This is a genomic window from Tepidisphaeraceae bacterium, from assembly GCA_035998445.1.
Lineage (GTDB): Bacteria > Planctomycetota > Phycisphaerae > Tepidisphaerales > Tepidisphaeraceae > DASYHQ01.
The window spans coordinates 377485-394160 of sequence record DASYHQ010000018.1 but is presented as its reverse complement, the minus strand read 5'-3'; the positions used below and the strand labels follow the sequence as shown (position 1 = coordinate 394160).

Annotated in this window: 13 protein-coding genes; 5 read left to right on the top strand and 8 right to left on the bottom strand. The window is 62.8% G+C overall.

All coding sequences use genetic code 11. The features are described 5' to 3' along the window. Nucleotides 1-158: 158 nt before the first annotated feature. From VGN72_08380 to VGN72_08350, 7 genes are all read right to left on the bottom strand, one after another. Entirely contained in the window at nucleotides 159-614 is a 456-nt protein-coding gene (locus VGN72_08380; protein HEV7299366.1) for a DUF4870 domain-containing protein, read from the bottom strand. A gap of 277 nt (nucleotides 615-891) precedes the next feature. Beyond that, nucleotides 892-1500, bottom strand: a complete 609-nt coding sequence (locus VGN72_08375; protein ID HEV7299365.1) for a thermonuclease family protein — start codon at nucleotides 1498-1500, stop codon at nucleotides 892-894. Nucleotides 1501-1518: 18 nt separating this feature from the next. Beyond that, nucleotides 1519-2766, bottom strand: coding sequence for an aspartate kinase (locus VGN72_08370; protein HEV7299364.1), 1248 nt, complete (start codon nucleotides 2764-2766; stop codon nucleotides 1519-1521). A 210-nt stretch (nucleotides 2767-2976) separates the two neighbouring features. Continuing rightward, nucleotides 2977-4722 (bottom strand): RNA polymerase sigma factor RpoD, encoded by a 1746-nt coding sequence (gene rpoD / locus VGN72_08365; GenBank protein ID HEV7299363.1) that lies wholly within the window; start codon nucleotides 4720-4722, stop codon nucleotides 2977-2979. A gap of 222 nt (nucleotides 4723-4944) precedes the next feature. Further along, nucleotides 4945-6774, bottom strand: coding sequence for a DNA primase (gene dnaG, locus VGN72_08360; GenBank protein ID HEV7299362.1), 1830 nt, complete (start codon nucleotides 6772-6774; stop codon nucleotides 4945-4947). 572 nt (nucleotides 6775-7346) lie between these two features. Then, entirely contained in the window at nucleotides 7347-8903 is a 1557-nt protein-coding gene (dnaA, locus tag VGN72_08355) for a chromosomal replication initiator protein DnaA (GenBank protein ID HEV7299361.1), read from the bottom strand. Between the two features lie 889 nt (nucleotides 8904-9792). After that, entirely contained in the window at nucleotides 9793-10800 is a 1008-nt protein-coding gene (locus tag VGN72_08350; protein HEV7299360.1) for a GNAT family N-acetyltransferase, read from the bottom strand. Between the two features lie 88 nt (nucleotides 10801-10888). Here VGN72_08350 and VGN72_08345 point away from each other — a divergent pair, with 88 nt between their 5' ends. The 4 genes from VGN72_08345 (at nucleotide 10889) to VGN72_08330 (ending at nucleotide 13641) form a co-directional block, all read left to right on the top strand. Next, nucleotides 10889-11578 (top strand): hypothetical protein, encoded by a 690-nt coding sequence (locus tag VGN72_08345; GenBank protein ID HEV7299359.1) that lies wholly within the window; start codon nucleotides 10889-10891, stop codon nucleotides 11576-11578. A gap of 409 nt (nucleotides 11579-11987) precedes the next feature. Then, nucleotides 11988-13118 carry an aminopeptidase gene (locus tag VGN72_08340; GenBank protein ID HEV7299358.1) on the top strand — a complete coding sequence of 377 codons (1131 nt, stop codon included), beginning with the start codon at nucleotides 11988-11990 and terminating at the stop codon, nucleotides 13116-13118. Continuing rightward, nucleotides 13115-13420 carry a DUF4258 domain-containing protein gene (locus tag VGN72_08335; protein ID HEV7299357.1) on the top strand — a complete coding sequence of 102 codons (306 nt, stop codon included), beginning with the start codon at nucleotides 13115-13117 and terminating at the stop codon, nucleotides 13418-13420. The genes VGN72_08340 and VGN72_08335 overlap by 4 nt, the downstream gene beginning before the upstream one ends. Then, nucleotides 13417-13641, top strand: coding sequence for a hypothetical protein (locus VGN72_08330; protein HEV7299356.1), 225 nt, complete (start codon nucleotides 13417-13419; stop codon nucleotides 13639-13641). The genes VGN72_08335 and VGN72_08330 overlap by 4 nt, the downstream gene beginning before the upstream one ends. 18 nt (nucleotides 13642-13659) lie before the next feature. Here VGN72_08330 and VGN72_08325 read toward each other — a convergent pair whose 3' ends face one another. Continuing rightward, nucleotides 13660-14574, bottom strand: a complete 915-nt coding sequence (locus VGN72_08325) for a hypothetical protein (GenBank protein ID HEV7299355.1) — start codon at nucleotides 14572-14574, stop codon at nucleotides 13660-13662. A gap of 15 nt (nucleotides 14575-14589) precedes the next feature. On the opposite strand from VGN72_08325, the gene mutL reads away from it, so the two are divergent. Beyond that, on the top strand, nucleotides 14590-16587 hold the full coding sequence (gene mutL / locus VGN72_08320) for a DNA mismatch repair endonuclease MutL (protein ID HEV7299354.1): 1998 nt from the start codon (nucleotides 14590-14592) through the stop codon (nucleotides 16585-16587). Nucleotides 16588-16676: the final 89 nt, after the last annotated feature.

Here is a 16676-nt window from a genome sequence, read left to right as displayed (position 1 = left end):
CCCTTTTTGTTCCTGCCTTCTATGCAACGACACCGTTGTCATCCCGATGGGAGCCTAGGGCGACCTGAGGGATCTCGAACGGCGAGAACTGCCTGGCTCTGGGAGATCCCTCAGTCGGTAAAACTCCATCGGGATGACAGACGCGCGACCTGCGTCGCCTACTTGATCAACCGCAGCGTGAACGGATAGCGGTACGCAATGCCCTCGTTGGCCTTCATCGCGGCGATAATCGTCAGCACGAGCGCCGCGATGAGGACGATCGGCACGAGGATGAAGCCAATGAAGATGCAGAAAGTGGGTGTGAGCACCAAGACGGCAATCAGCACAGTGATCTGGAAGTTCAACGACTCCTTGCCCTGGTCGTCGACGAACGGCATCTCGTTCTTCTTTACTAACCAGACGATCAACGGCCCCAGCAACGGGAACGCGACCAAGTACGCTACGATTGCCGACACGTGAGCGAGCATGCCCCACATCTTGGCGTCCTTGTCGGGCGTAGGGCCCATGTAATCGCCAGCGGCCGTCGCGGGGGTCTGATAGCTTACCGGTTCGACCGGTGTGGTCGTGGGGGGCGTCGTGTTCGGCGTGGGGTCAGATTGCGGGTCTTGCGACATTCGATTCATCTCCTTTTATTACGATTTTCCCTGATGATACAGCAGACACCGCTTCACGTCACACGTTAGCGATTCTGTCAACGCATCGCGCGTGTAAGCGAGAGCATGTCATCCCGAAGGGAGCGGTAGCGACCTGAGGGATCTCGAATGGTCGCGAGTCGCCCGGTCGGTCGAAATCCCTCAGGTCGGCCAGCCTCCCATCGGAATGAGAAATTGTTGGTCCTGGCGCACCCGAAAGTGATCTGGTCCGACCGCACCCGGAGCCAATTCGGTTCCATCACCGCCGACGTTTCAGCCAATCCTGCCGCCACTGGGGTTGCTGGTCGTCGCGGACGTCCTTCCACAGTCCGCGGCCCTTCTTGCGCGCTTCCGCTTCGGTCGACTCGAGCTGCGCGCGCATCGAATGGTCGTGCCGGCGGTCGGCGTAGGCCTGACCGTCGCGCACGAGCGCGAGGTTCAGGTTGTCGCTGTCGGTAACGTAGACGTAGGCCAGCAGGCGGTCGTAACGGTCGCGGGTCTGCGTACCGTCGAGCTTTAGCGTCACGCTGCGATTTGCCAGCCGCCCCCGCGTGTACGAGTGGGCCTGTTGGGCCCAGTATTGGTCACCCTCAAGTTCGGGAGTATCGACGCCGATCAGGCGCACTTTCGTCTGCTTGTTGCTGCCGGCATCGGTGATGATGATCGAGTCGCCATCGCTGACGTGGACGACCTGGACGCTCTGCTTGTCGAAACGGGACCAGTCGTCGCCGTGGTAACCGAAGGTGCCCGAGCGGTCGAGCAGGATCGAGAGGAAGACGAGGATCAGCGCCCCCCAGCCAAACTTGCGATATCGGCCGCGCCGGCGAAGCAGATCGGGGATGGAGATGTCTCGTGTCGGTCGTGCCATGCGAACGCCGACCTCGCTCTACACCTTCGCGGCGGCGCCCAACTCGAACGCCTCGTGGACGATCTGCAGGGCCTTGGGCGCGTCCTCGATCGAGATGATGCAGCTGATCTTGATCTCGCTGGTCGTGATGTTCTGAATGTTCACCTTCGCCTCGGCCAGCGCGCCGAACATGCGCTGGGCGACGCCCGTGTGCGTGCGCATGCCCACTCCGACCACGCTCACCTTCGCCAGGCCGGCCTGGTAGTTCGCCCGCGTGGCGCCACCGAGCTGCGCGACGAGCTTGTCGACGACCGGCTTGATGTCCTGCAAATCGCCGTGCTCTACGGTGAAGGAGATGTTGGCGGTGTTGTCGTCCATCACGTTCTGGATGATGTCGTCGACGACGATGTTGGCCGTCGCGATCGTGCCGAAGATCTGAGCGGCCACGCCGGGATGGTCGGGGACGCTCTTGATCGTCACGCGGATCAGGTCCTTCTTGAGCGCTGCGCCGGATACGACGATGTGTTCCATGTTCGGTGTCTCCGCGACGATCCAGGTGCCCTCGTTGTCGTTCTGGCTGTTGCGCACGTGCAGCGGCACCTTGTACTTCTTGGCAAACTCCACCGCCCGCGTCTGCAGGACGCTGGCGCCGAGGCCGGACAGTTCCAGCATCTCGTCGTAGCTGATGCGGTCGATCTTGCGGGCGTTCTTCACGATGCGCGGGTCGGCGGTGTAGATGCCGTCGACGTCGGTGAAGTTCTCGCACACGTCCGCCTGCAACACCGCGCCCACCGCGACCAGCGTCGCGTTGCTGCCCCCGCGGCCGAGCGTGGTGAAGTCGCCTTCCGGGGTGATGCCTTGGAAGCCGGCGACGATGACGATCTTGCCGTGGTTTAGCTGTTCGAAGATCCGCTGCTTGTTGATCGACTGAATGCGGGCCTTGGAGAACACGTTGTCGGTGACGAGCCCGATCTGCCCGCCGGTGAAGCTAATGGCCTCGTGCCCCTGCGCGTGGATGGCCATGGCCATGAGTGCGATGGTGACCTGTTCACCGGTGGCGAGCAGTTGGTCCATCTCGCGCTTGGGCGGGTTGGTCTCGCAGCCACCGAACGAGCAGACCTGCTTGGCGAGGTCAAGCAGGTCGTCGGTCGTGTCGCCCATCGCGCTGACGACGACGACCACCTGATTCCCGCGCTCCTTCGTCGCGATGGCCCGCTTGGCGGCCTTGTGAATCCGCTCGGCGTTCGCGACGCTCGTGCCCCCGAATTTTTGTACGATTAGGCCCATGGTTGAGGGGACAAATGATAGTGAAGGGGAGGCACGGGCACAACGGGGAGGCATCACCCTGTACCCGGTCGCAGGATTTCTCCTGATGAAGTCGTGCTCAGTTACCCTGACAAAAATCACGCAATCAGGCGTGCGCATGAAATGGCAGATGGCGTGCTCACTAATGTGAACACGCCATCTGGTAGTTTGAAATCAACGAATTGAGACGACCTAGTCCGCGCCACCACCCGGCAGGAAGCCTTCCAGCTTACGCGCCCGGACCGGATGCTGTAGCTTGCGGATGGCCTTCGCTTCAACCTGGCGTACGCGCTCGCGGGTGACCTTGAAGATGCGGCCGACCTCTTCGAGCGTGTAGGTGTAGCCGTCGCCGATGCCGTAGCGGAGCTTGATGATCTCGCGCTCGCGGTAGGTCAGCGTCTTCAGCACCTGCTCGATCTTGTCCTTCAGCATCTCCTGCGTGGCCGACTCGACCGGGTTGTCGGCCTTCTCGTCCTCGATGAAGTCACCGAAGTAGCTGTCCTCCGATTCGCCGACCGGGCGGTCGAGCGAGATCGGGTGACGGCTGATCTTCAGAACGCGGCGCGTCTCGCTGACGCTCATCTTGGCGCGCTTGGCGATCTCCTCGATGGTGGGCTCGCGGCCGAGCTCCTGCATCAGGCCCTTGCTGATGTTGCGCAGCTTGCTCATCGTCTCGATCATGTGGACCGGAATACGGATGGTCCGGGCATGGTCGGCGATCGCGCGGGTGATCGCCTGGCGAATCCACCACGTGGCGTACGTGCTGAACTTGTAGCCGCGACGATACTCGTACTTGTCGACGGCCCGCATCAGGCCCGTGTTGCCTTCTTGGATGATGTCCAGGAACGACAGCCCGCGGTTGCGGTACTTCTTGGCGATCGACACCACGAGACGAAGGTTGCCGCCGCTCAGCTTGCGCTTGGCGTCTTCGTACTTGAAGTAGATCTTGCGGATCTGCACGACGCGCTTGTGCAGGTCACCGGCCTTTTCAAGCACGAGGTCTTCGAGGCCGCTGCACTCTTCCTGGCAGACCTCGAGGTCCTCGCCGGGGTCCTTCACCTTCGACAGCTCGGCGATGCGGTGCTCGAGCTCGACCATCTTCGTGCTGATCGACGCCAGCTTCTTCATCAGCGGCGTGACCTTGCTGGTCCGCAGCGACAGCTCTTCCAACAGCTTCACGCTGCGGCGGCGCCGGCGGCGGATCGCGAGCATCAGCTCGTCGGTCTGCTGCTTGCTCTTGCTCTGGCGAAGGGCCTCCCAGTCGTCGCGGTTGCGCTGGAGCATCTTGCGCACGCTGGTGAGGTTGATCGGGATGCGTTCGCCGATCGTGCCCTTGTCGGCCTGATCCTCGGCCGTGCTGATCTTCATCGTGCGGTCGAACGGCAGGTTGCCGTCGTCCACCTGCTGAAGAATCTCCACTGCGCTCTGCAGGCAGTAATCCGATTCCAAGACCTTCGAACGGAAGATCTTGCGCGTGATCTCGATCTTCTTGGCGAGGTAGATTTCCTCCGGGCGCGTCAGCAGGGGGATCTCGCCCATCTGCGTCAGGTACATGCGCACCGGATCGTCGATACGCTTCGTGCTTGCCTCGGCCAGCTCGGCCTCGAGGTTCATGTCCAGGACTTCACCCTGGTCGTCGATGATCGGCTCGATCTCGGCCTCTTCGACCTTCTTCTTGCGCGGCTTGGGCACCTTCACGAACTCGCCGATGTCCGACTCGTCGATCAGGCGGATGTTCATCTCATCGATGGTCATCAGCAGCGAGTCGAGCTTGTCGGGCGAGACGATCTCGTCGGGCAGGCGTTCGTTTAATTCTTCATAGGTGAGGTAGCCGCGCGAGGTCCCCAGCTCGAGGATCGCGTTGACGCGATTCTCGACTTCCTCGGGCGACCCTGAGCCAATCAGGGGCGTTTCAACGATAACGGGAGCATCCTTCATGATCTTCCTAAGAGCCACTCGGCCAACCGCGGCCAAGCTTCGATTTTCTCGCCCGGGCCAAGATCTCAGGTTCGTTCCTGAATCCTGTAACGGGGGCGGGCAACGCTATTTAGTTTTTCGTACATCCATCCGTGGTCGGTCTTCCGTAGGCCATCATGACCACGGATGCATCAGGTCGACCGGTCTACGACCGTCGACTAACATCCACGGACTAGCCCAATTCTAGCCTCGCCGCAGGTCCGGGCGACGGGCTTTTTCCTGCAACTGGCGGAGCAGATCGACCTCGGTCTGCTCCGGCAGGCGTTCGTCGTTCGTGCGACGAAGCGCCGACATCAACTTCTGGCCTTCCTGACGAAGGCGCGACTCGCTCAGGTGCGCGACCGACTCGCTCAGCAACGCGTCCATGTCGGTCAGCGATTCAACCTCGTCTACCAAGTCGATCGTCAGCTCCACCAACCCGGCGTCCTTCAGCTCGCCCAGAAACTCACTGAACACCGGCTCGCCCTCGTCGCGCTGGTGGTCCCAGTACCGCTGGGCCAGCTTGCGTCGGCCGACCTCGGTGAAGTCCTCCACCAGCACGTCCTGCTGAACAGTATGCCACCGTTCTGGCTGTGCGAGCAGAATTCCCAGAATCCAACGCTCGGCGCGGTCGCGGGCGGTCTTAGGACCGGCCGGGGCCTTATAGACCGGCTCGGAGTCCGATTCGGCCGGGCTTTGACCGTCCGACTCGAACCGTGGCGGAGCGTTCCGCACCGGTTGGCGATTGAACTGCGGCCGGGCCGGTTTGAACTGTCGGTTGAGGTCCTCAACCGAGATATCTGTCATCCGGCTCACACGCTGCAACGCCATGCCCCAGCGCATCGCGTCAACCGGGCCCGATCCACGGGCGGCCGCCAGTTCCTCCAGATATTGCCCGACGGCGTTTTGGCGGACGGTGAGGTCACCGGTGTCGTTGAACTGCTTCGACAGCAACTTCCACTTAAACGTCAGGGCGTCCTGAGCGTTCGCCAGCACCTTCTCGAACGCCTCGGCCCCATGTTCCAGCAAAAACTCGTCAGGGTCGACATCTGCCGGCATCGCGGCGATCGAGATGTCGATCGGTTGCGTGAGAAACAGGCTGACGGCGCGGTTGACGGCCATGTCACCGGCGGCGTCGGCGTCGAACAGCAACACGATTTTCGATGCGAACCGTCGGAGCAGTGTCACGTGCTGCTCGGTCATCGCGGTGCCCAGGATTGAGACGACGTTGGTCACCCCGAACTGGTGCGCCATGATCACATCGGTGTACCCTTCGACGACGGCGACCATCCCCGTCTCGACGATTCGCTGGCGGGCCAGATCCAACCCGAAGACCGAGCGGCTCTTACTGAACAGCGGCGTCTCCGGGCTGTTCAGGTACTTGGCGGGGTCGTCCGAACCCGGCATCACTCGACCACCGAATGCAATCGTCCGACCGTTCTCATCGCGAATCGGAAACATCAACCGATTGCGGAACGTGTCGTAGTGACCCTCGCCGTTCGTGCGCGGCTTGGCCAACCCTGCGGTCGCAAGCACTCCGGGTGGGAACTTGCGCATCGCGGGCGACTTCAGCAGCGCGTCCCAACTGGGAATCGCGGCGCCGATGCGGAAGCGCTTGACCGACTCGTCGTTGATGCCGCGCTTCGCGAGGTAGTCGCGGGCGGGCCGACCGAGTTCGGCATGAGCGAGCTGATTTTCAAAGAACATCACTGCGGCCGCGTTGGCGTCCAACAGTTGCTGGCGTTCACCAGCCTTTTCCTTCGAGACGCCATACTTCGGCATCTCCAGCCCGGCCAGTTCACCGAGTTGTTTCATCGCGTCGACGAACGGTAACGCGTCGCGCTTCATCACGAAGTCGATCACGTTCCCACCGGCCTTGCACCCGAAGCAATGAAAGTATTGCCGCTCGGAGTCGACGTTAAAGGACGGCGTCTTTTCGTTGTGGAACGGGCAGAGGCCAAGGTACTTTCGGCCACGCTTTTTCAGGGCGACCGTCTTACCAATGACCTCCACGATATCCGTGGCCCCTATCACCGCGGCCTTAAAGTCGCCCCCTTGGCCAGGGTTTGGTCCCGAATGTCCTCGTTGTGACGCTGGCATACTCAAGCGTCACCTCGGCTTTTCCGAATCAAAAGGACTGCGCAGGCTAAGCAAATATAGCCGCATTTCCCAACAGGGTCAACGAACGGTGACATCGCCCGTTCACAAGTAATTACCGAGCCTACGGTTGTGGCCGCCCACCCTTTCGGTGTCGCATGGGCATCCGGTCGGCACGTTGTCAAGCCCCCGTAACATACAACATGAAATGACCCGCGTCCTGTGATTTTTTGCGGCGCGGGAACTGCAGCTGGCGGGATATAAGTCACAGCCGGGTCAGTTGATACGTTGAAATGCATCGGCTTGCCGTGTGAGACGAACACGGGGACTGGGGCGGTTGGTCGTGGCCAAGCTAAGAACGTGGTAGATGAGTTCCTCCGGTCCCTCTCCCGGTATGCCGGGAGAGGATAGGTGAGGGTGATTTCGAACGGGCAGAATCGTCAGCCGTTCAAAATTACCCTCACCCAACCTCTCCCATGGGGCCATGGGAGAGGGACCGGACTCAAACCTTACCCCTTCGCCCGGCTCTGCTCTTCCAGGCGTTGCAGCAGTTCCGAGGCTTCCTCTTCCCGGTCACCAACCGAGCTCGTCCAGACCAAGGTTTCATTCTTGGCCACGGCCCGTTCGATGCGACGGCAGGCGCTGATGACGGTGCTGTGGTTGCGCTTGCCCATCCGCGTGCCGATCTCGGGGAAGCTCAGTTTCGCCATCTTGCGGATTAGGAACATCGCGACGCTGCGGGCGAGGCTGATCGTGCGCTGGCGGCGGCCGGACATGAGGTCCTTCTGTTCCAAGCCGAAGTACTCGCAGACGCTGGCGAGCACGTTCTCGGGCTTCACCGGTTGCACGAGCTGGCGATCCAAGTCGCCCAAGGCGGCCTGGGCCAGTTCGACCGTCGCGGGCTGGCCGCTGATCTTCACGTGGGCGGCGATGCGGATGACCGCGCCCTCAATTTCGCGCACGTTCTGCGTCACCCGGCGGGCGACCCAGCTGATCACCTCTTCGCTCAAGTCCAACCGGCTTCGTAGCGACAGCGAACGCAGGATCTCACAGCGGGTGGCGTAGTTGGGGGCGTCGACGCGGACGACCATGCCGCTGACGAAGCGGTTGATCAGCGACTCGCCGAACTCCTCGATCATCTTCGGGTGCTCGTCGCTGGCCAGCACGACCTGGCGGCCCATTGCTTCAATCGCGTTGAACGTGTGCAGGAACTCCTCCTGCGTCGCCTTCTTGCCACCCAGGAAGTGCACGTCGTCGATCACCAGCAGATCCAGGTCGCGCATCTTCCGGCGGAACGTGTCCAGCTTGTTGCTGCGCAGCGCGAGCAGGAACTCGTTGGTGAACTCTTCACCCGTCAAATACATCCAGCGCTTGGTGGGGTGGTGCTCGATGAACTTCTTGCACAGGCCCTGCAGCAGGTGGGTCTTGCCCAGGCCGCAGGCGCCGTGGATGAACAGGGGGTTGTACTGGGCGCCGGGGAACTCGGCGACGTACAACGCGGCATTGTAGGCGAGCTGGTTGCTCGGGCCGACGACGTACGTCTCGATATCGTGACGCAGGCGCGGGCGGGCCGAGTAGGGCGAGTTGGCCGACGACAGGCCTGACATCTCGGTGGACGAGCCACCATGTTGCGTCGAAGACTGCGGGATCGTGCGCATGACCGGCAGCGCGGTGACGGACTGAGCGGCGCGGCGGACCTCGTTGGCGATGATCGCGGTCGTGCTTTCACCGATGCGCGCCTTGGCGATGACCGGCGCGGCCTTCGTGTCGACGCCGGCGTTCTTCAGCGCGGCCTCCACCTCGAACAGTTCGGGCACCACGCAGAATCGCACGGGCAGCGGACCGCCGAGCACCTCGTGGGCGGCTTCCTGAATCGGGCGGTTGAAGTGGGTGCCGATCCAGTCCGAGATGAAGTCGTTGGGGACGGCGATCTCCAGGCCGTCCTGCTTCAGGTCCAAGCGGGTCGAATTGTTGAACCAGACATGAAAACGTTGCGGTCCGACGCGCTGTGCGATGGCATCAGCCAACCGCGCCAGCTGCAAATCCTGGGCACCGATGCAGCTCACGAATGCTCCTTCTAAGCAGTCTTGCGACGCTTGAGTCGGAACCGTCCACGGGCCACAAAATGGCGCCCGTTTCCCAAGACGATTGCGACAGCCAGACCATCGTGCATGACCGCGTTCCCTCCCGGGACGTGGCGCAGCGCGATTGGTCCTCCATTCCGCCGTTCACCGTGATATGACTTGCGTCATGCCACAGTGGCATTTCTCAAACGAGGCGGTAACGAGGCGTCCTGCCTATAAGTTGTTCATCCGTGAGTCGCATCCTACGACGTGGTGGAGAGCGGCGATGAGCACGTCTTGCCCGGACGTATCGGTCGCGTGCCTGACCCCATTGTTCCCCAACGGGTCCTTAGCACGATCCTCATGCCGTTCTCTTCATCCCTGAACCTGACGGGCGAACTCTAAGTCGCACCGGCTGTGCTGGCAAGGCCGTCTTTATTGGATTTTCCGTTCACAACGACCCAACTCACGGTGGCACCACAGGCGGCGAACGATGAAATTCTTTTATCAACGTCTGGTGCACATTCTTACCGGACTTGTGCATGACCGGTGGATGAGTGATCGGATTTATGCGGACCCACGGGCGGTGGGATGGGGGCGGGATCGGGATGGTTTCCAAGGGATGTCGTGCTCCTGCGCGACTGACAAGCGTGCGTAAGAGACGCGAAGACGCGAAGGCACGAAGGAGGCGCGAAGCATTGCGAAGACCACCCGGATGGCGGGCATTGGCCGTGGCATGGGCGTCTCGCCCATGCGTGTGGTGAGGAAGAGCGATTAGATTGACGGTCGTTGCGCGGTCGAACTGTTCTGCCGCAAATTGCGGCTTCTATTCCAATCCACACGCATGGGCGAGACGCCCATGCCACGGTGAAGACCTGCATGTCCTCGTTCGCTACACCGGTTCCGCCAGCGGCGTAGAGAGCGCGGGGGCGGTGACGGAGGCCGGCCGGCGCAGATCGCGGATCAGGGCAACCTTCGAGGCGAAGCGCTGCAGGCCGTGACCGTAGTAGAGGCGAAGCGCCGGCGTATTGCGCGAATCGACCGCGAGGGTGAGGCGCGTGGCCTGCAGCGAGCGACCGATCGCCATCGCTTCCCGCATCATCGCCTGCGCGATGCCGCGCCCGCGGGCGGCGGGAACGACGCCCAAGTAGACGAGTTCCAGCGTGTCGCCGTCGGCAATTTGCGCCAGCAGAAGCACGCCGAGCGGGGTGCCAGTGTCGTCGGTCGCGAGCAACCACAGATCGGGCCGGAAGGCGCCGGGACCCTTGTGGCCGACGATGATGTCTTCAATATCGCGCAAACCGTTGAGGGCGGGGCAGTCGAGGCTGTCGGCGTAGGTCTGCAGGATCGTGCGGGCGAACAGGTCGTGCGCGGCGGACGAGTAGGTCCGCCAATGGATGCCCACCTGCGCCGCGGTGGGCACGCGGCGGATGTCGGCCTGCAGGTAGATCAACTCGGCCAGCGGCAGAAAGCCCGCTTGCGTGGCAAGCAGGTCGGCAACGGTCGCGCCCGGTTCAAGCAAGGCTTGGGCAAGCGTAATGCCGCGGCCACCGAAGTGATCGCAGACTGCGTTTAACAGCGCCACGGCGGCAGGGGAATCGGTGGTGGGGGGCTCGTCGGGCATCAACAGCAGCATCGTGCGGCCGGGGTTCACCACGGGCAGCGCCGCCCACACCAATCGGCCATCGCGCAGCGCGAGCCAGAGGTCGTTGAGGTTGATGTCGCGATGGACGGCATAACGCAGAAAATCCACAACTTGTGCGTCGCTCGCGGGTCTATTATTGGTCGACAGGATCAACTTGATCGCGTCGTTGAACTCGCCGCGTTGCGCAGCGCGACACAACAGCGGACCGTCAACGGAAGTGGCGGGTGTGATGGGGCGAAAGAAATTTGACAGCATCCCCACGCACAAACACAATACACCGTCTACAGCGGCGGTCCAGACCCAAATTCGCTCGCGAACGATTTCACCCGCGGAGACGCACCCGATGACCCAACGCACCACCCGTACTCGTTCCGCTTCCCGCTTTCTCGTCGCCGGCGCGCTCGCCATTGCCATGCTCGCCGGGACGCCCTTTGCGTCGGCCCAGCAGAAAGAGGAGCGGCGCGGCGATTTCCCGGTGCCCAGCCCGTACCCGAAGGCGTGGGAGCTGAAGTTCGAGCACGGCACGCCGCAGCGCATCGTCGTCGACATCGGCAACGACAAGCCCAAGGCCTACTGGTACCTCACGTACACGGTCACGAACAACACGAACGACGAACACACCTTCCTGCCCGTGCTGGAACTGCTGGCTAAAGATGGCCGCGTGTTCCGAAGCGACAGCAAGGTGCCGCCGCAGGTCTTCGGCACGATTAAGGATCGCGAGCGCAACGGCTTCCTGGAGTCGCAGTACAACATCGGTGGGGCGCTCCGCCTTGGGCCCGACCAAGCTCGCGACGGTGTGGCGATCTGGGAAGAGGTGTCGCCGGAGATGGGCACGTTCAGCATCTTCGTGGGTGGCCTGAGCGGCGAGTACACCTTCCTGAAGGACGCCAGCGGCACGGACGTGAAGACGCCCGACGGCAACCCGGTCATCCTCCGCAAGACCCTCCAACTGAACTACCTGATCCGCGGCGACGAAGTCTACCCCGGCGAAGACGCCGTCAACGAGAACGCGGAGAACTGGGTGATGCGGTAGGGCAGACCAAGGCCACTGGCCCCGCCCCCGCGATCCGACCGTTCGCTTGCATCTTCTGTAGGACAGGCATTCCTGGGCACTAATATGCTTCATGCACTCGTCCCTTGGGGCCACAGGTCGCGGTGCTCCGAGACCTGTGTTTTCGCCATCGAGAAGACACAGGTCTGCGAGTACGCTGACCCGTGGCACCCGGCGGGTCATACGAGATCCCTCAGGTCGCCAAGGCTCCCATCGGGATGACAGGCAACGCATCGCGCGGAGATTTCGTCCGCTAGCCTTAAAGCACCCACTCCCGAATCAATGCACCGACGAACCGCAAGCGGCCACCACTTGCGGTTCGATCGTTTCGCGGAATCCGGGGTGGCCGACCAAGTTGACTCCGCGCCGCTTTCCATTCCTAATCGCCGCCATGAAAGACCCACGATTTGCTGAACTTGCCGACGTCCTCGTCCGCCATTCCTGCCGGCTGGAACCGGGCCAGAAGGTGCTGATTGAGGCGTTCGACATTCCGACCGACTTCACCGTGGAACTGGTCAAGCGCGTCGCGGCGGCCGGGGCGGTGCCGCTGGTCAGCACGTATCACCAGCAGGTCATGCGGGCGCTGCTCGGCACCGCGACCGAGGCGCAGATGAAGTTGCTCGGCGAGGTGGAGGCCGCCCGCATGAGCGCGATGGACGCCTACATCGGCGTGCGCGGCAGCCACAACATTTCCGAGCTGTCGGACGTGCCGCGCGAGCGCATGGAACTGTACGAGCGGCACTGGTGGACGCCGGTGCACCAGGACATTCGCGTGCCGAAGACCAAGTGGGTCGTGCTGCGCTGGCCGACCTCCAGCATGGCACAGGCCGCCGGCCTGAGCACCGAGGCGTTCGAGGACTTCTACTTCCGCGTCTGCGCCGGCGTCGACTACGCCGCCATGGCCAAGGCGATGCAGCCGCTGCAGGAGCTGATGTCGCGCACCGATCAGGTGCACATTAAGGGCCCCGGCACCGATTTGCGCTTCAGCATCAAGGGTATCGGCGCCGTCGGCTGCAGCGGTGAATCGAACATTCCCGACGGCGAATGCTTCACCTGCCCGGTGCGCGACAGCGTCAACGGCACGATCGCCTTCAACTGCGAAACCCTCTACCGCGGCACCGTCTTCAACCACGTGAAGCTGGAACTGAAAAACGGAAAGATCGTCAACGGCGTAGCCGATTCATCGGCCACGACATCCAAACTGAACGAGATTCTCGACAGCGACGACGGCGCCCGCTACATCGGCGAGTGGAGCCTGGCCTTCAACCCGCACATCCTCAAGCCCATGAAGGACATCCTGTTCGACGAGAAGATCGCCGGCAGCTTCCACTTCACCCCCGGCCAGGCCTACGAGCAGGCCGGCAACGGCAACAAGAGCCAGATCCACTGGGACATGGTCTGCATCCAACGCCCCGAGTACGGCGGTGGCGAAATCTGGTTCGACGGCAAACTGATCCGCAAGGATGGGCTGTTCGTGATCGATGAACTGACGGGGCTGAACCCGGATCGGCTGGGGGCATGATTCAGGAGATCCGGGCCAAAATTGCGGTCGACCTGTTTGAGCTGTCTCGGCACGCGGTGGATCAATCGCTGAAGCGAGGGATAACGATCGCCGAAATGCTCGAGGCGATCGCCATTGCGGAACTCATCGAAGATTATCCGCAGGATAAGTACGGCCCGACTTGCCTCATTCTGGGGTATACTCAGGCGAAACGGCCGCTCCGCATTTTATGCAGCTATCCAACGCGGCCACTGATTAAGATCATTACGGTTTACGAGCCGGATCCCCAGCAGTGGATTGACCACCGAGTGAGGAAAGCATGAGTGCAGCGAACGATGAAGTGCTGGTCGAGCAGCGCGTGAACTACACCGTCGAGTTGGACGGGAAGCTGTACGTCATTGAACAGGTTCCGGCACGCGTCAACGTCGCTACCGGAGAACAGCTGTTTTCACCGACCACCGTTGAGCGCATTCACCAGATCGTCCGAGAAGGCAAAAAGCCATCCCGGACGATCGAGACGCCAGTGTTCGATTTCGCGGCGTGACGGCCAATTGAATACTGCCTACCTTGGCACCAACTGAAACCCCTCGCCGTGCCATAGCACGCGCAAGTTATCCAAGTCCCACCGCTCGCGGCCCACGGCGGGGTCGGCGACGACCAGATTGCGGTTGCCGATGAACTCAAGCAGCACCACGGTATGGCGCACGCCGGGGGCCCAACCCCAGTCGGTGACGTAGAGGGGGTCGACGTCCGCGATCGTCCTCAACTGAGTGTTGATGATGATCGGCGAGGTCGCCTCATCGCGAAGCGCCGCGATCGTGTCGGCGGTCACCACCTGCACCTTCCAAGGCGTGCCGGCGGTCTTCAGCACCAGCCCGCGATACAGGCCGAGCGTGGCGGTGCCTTGATCGGTCGTACGGCAGAGCCTGGCCATCTCATCTTGCGTCGCGGCGATGCCCTGTGCGTTCAGGAACGTGGCCGCTGCCGATGGCGCGCAGGAGGCTTGGTCGGTCTGCCGCCAGATGCCCTTGACCAGCCGAGCGCCGTCGATCGGTTGAACTGCGCTAAGCGGCTGCCACGCCGCCCAGCATGCCAGCAGGACCATCGACCCGGGGATGAGCAGTTTGCGCCACCACGCCCCGGAGATCGCGTTGCACGCCGTGCCCGCGAGCACCGCGGCGATCAACGGCGAGAAGTTTCCGAGGATGATCGCGTTGCTGAGCGGGATGAGCCGTGCGACCCACGGCTTGTCCATTCCATGCTGCAGGTAGAGCGCCAGCCCGGCCGACACCAACAGCAGGACGGTCAACAGGCTCGATCGGCTGAACCGCCGGGTGATGCGCTGTGCCGCGATAAAGGTAGCCGCGGTGGCGATCCCAACCACGATGACTGCCCAGACCAAGTCCGCCATAACGCCACTCGCCCCTGAAGTGCCACTGCGAACGTCACCGACGAATTGGTCGCCGGCACGCATCATCCTATACTCGTGGGTATGTCGCGTCGCTCGATCCAGCAGTTAAATCCGCACCTCGTCAACCGCATCGCCGCTGGGGAGGTGATCGAGCGCCCCGCGGCGGTTGTGAAGGAACTGGTCGAGAACGCGATCGACGCCGGCGCGACCTCCATTCTGGTTGAAGCCGAGGACGGTGGCCGCGCGACGATCCGCGTGATCGACAACGGTGGGGGCATTCCACCTGAAGAACTGTTGCTGGCGTTCGCCCAGCACGCCACCAGCAAGATTCGGGATGACGATGATCTGTTTGCCATCGCCACCATGGGATTTCGCGGTGAGGCCCTGGCGAGCATAGGGGCGGTGTCGCAGGCGCGCGTGCTGTCGCGCGTGCCGGAATCCGACGCGGCGTACGAAATCCACAACCGCGGTGGCGCCATCTCCGACCCGCAGGCGGCGGCGGGGAACGTGGGCACGACCGTCGAGGTCCGTAACCTCTTCTTCAACACGCCGGCGCGGCGGAAGTTCATCAAGGGGGCGCCCACCGAGATCGGCAACATCTCCGATATCCTCCAGCGCATCGCGTTGCCGCACCCGCACGTCGCATTCAAGCTGACGCACAACGGCCGCACGTCGATGGACCTGCCGGTGACGACCGCCGAGGAGCGCATGCTGTCGGCCTGGCCCGCCGACTTTCGCCCGCTGCGCATCGCGGTGGATGCGCGCGACGCCGAACTGCACATAAGGGGCATCGTCGGCCTGCCCGAACTGGCCCGGCCGACGGCCAAGTACCAGTATCTGTACCTGAACGGCCGGCACATCAAGGACCGCTTCATCCAGCACGCCGTGCGCGAGGCCTACCGCGGCCTGACCGAGCCCGGCCGGCATCCGGCCGCCATACTCATGCTCGACGTGCCACCTGGTGACGTCGACGTGAACGTTCACCCGACCAAGATCGAAGTGCGCTTCAAGGACGGCGGCCGAATCCACAGCCTCGTCTACAGCGGCGTGCGCGAACGCCTGCTCGACAGCGACCTAACCCCCGCGGCCGTGCCGATGCGAAGCGATGCGGCATCGCCGCAAACGCTGCCCGAGCCGGTACGCGAGGACATGCGGCACAAGCTGGCGTCCTTCTTCCGCGACACACCGGCCACCCAGATGTTGCTGCCGGAGACGACTGCCCCCGTTCCGCCCGCGACGCCGTTGCCACCGATGCCTTCGTCATTCTCGTCGCCGCTTCAACACAAGGGGCCACCACTGCCTGTTCCTGCAGGACAGGGCCAGAGTGGCACGTGGAATGCCGAGCGACGTGCGGAACCGACCGACGATTTCTCTCCCGCGGCACCGCAAGTGAGGCATAGCTACGCAGCTGACCCGTTGCCCGAGCATCCTCACCCTGGCTCTCCCTCGGAGGGAGAGGGAACCGGACGCGCTGCTCCATCGTCGGCCAGCGCCTTCGCATCCGCTGCGCCGGCGTTGCAGTTGCACAACAGCTATCTGGTTGCCGAGTCGCCGGACGGGCTGGTGATCATCGATCAGCACGCGCTGCACGAGCGCATCATGTACGAGGACCTGCTCACCCGCGTGCGCCGGGGGCCACTGGAAGCACAACGGCTGTTGATTCCCGAGCCGGTGAACGTCAGTTCAAGTCAGGTCGCGCTGCTGGAGCACGTCAAGCCGTTGCTCGAACGGCTGGGCATCGAGGTGACCGAGTTCGGCCCGAACGCCGTCGCAATCCACTCGTTCCCCAGCTTTCTGCATCGCCTGCAGCCAACCACGTTCGTCCGCGAACTGCTGGAGCGCGGTGAACAGGAACTGCTGGACCTGCACGACGAGGAACTGCTGCACGAGGTGCTCGACATGATGGCCTGCAAGGCCGCGGTAAAGGCGGGCGATCCGCTGACCGCGCCGGAGATCGAAGCCTTGCTCGCTCGCCGGGACTTGCTCGAACGCGCCAGCAACTGCCCCCATGGCCGGCCGACGACGTTGCGGTTGACGTTGAAGGATTTGGAAAAGCAGTTCAAGCGGACCGGGTTCTAGAGCTGAGCCGCTCGCCCGATCGCGTCTGGCCCCCTCTCCTGCGTACTCGCGGGGGAGGGCTGGGGAGGGGGTCTTCGTCTAAGTATTTA

Excerpts from the sequence above, each read along its gene's own strand:
- mutL (HEV7299354.1), top strand. The coding sequence starts at position 14,590 with ATGTCGCGTCGCTCGATCCAGCAGTTAAATCCGCACCTCGTCAACCGC.
- VGN72_08375 (HEV7299365.1), bottom strand. The coding sequence starts at position 1,500 with ATGGCACGACCGACACGAGACATCTCCATCCCCGATCTGCTTCGCCGG.
- VGN72_08340 (HEV7299358.1), top strand. The coding sequence starts at position 11,988 with ATGAAAGACCCACGATTTGCTGAACTTGCCGACGTCCTCGTCCGCCAT.
- VGN72_08330 (HEV7299356.1), top strand. The coding sequence starts at position 13,417 with ATGAGTGCAGCGAACGATGAAGTGCTGGTCGAGCAGCGCGTGAACTAC.
- VGN72_08380 (HEV7299366.1), bottom strand. The coding sequence starts at position 614 with ATGTCGCAAGACCCGCAATCTGACCCCACGCCGAACACGACGCCCCCC.
- VGN72_08345 (HEV7299359.1), top strand. The coding sequence starts at position 10,889 with ATGACCCAACGCACCACCCGTACTCGTTCCGCTTCCCGCTTTCTCGTC.
- VGN72_08325 (HEV7299355.1), bottom strand. The coding sequence starts at position 14,574 with ATGATGCGTGCCGGCGACCAATTCGTCGGTGACGTTCGCAGTGGCACT.
- VGN72_08350 (HEV7299360.1), bottom strand. The coding sequence starts at position 10,800 with ATGCTGTCAAATTTCTTTCGCCCCATCACACCCGCCACTTCCGTTGAC.
- rpoD (HEV7299363.1), bottom strand. The coding sequence starts at position 4,722 with ATGAAGGATGCTCCCGTTATCGTTGAAACGCCCCTGATTGGCTCAGGG.
- VGN72_08370 (HEV7299364.1), bottom strand. The coding sequence starts at position 2,766 with ATGGGCCTAATCGTACAAAAATTCGGGGGCACGAGCGTCGCGAACGCC.
- VGN72_08335 (HEV7299357.1), top strand. The coding sequence starts at position 13,115 with ATGATTCAGGAGATCCGGGCCAAAATTGCGGTCGACCTGTTTGAGCTG.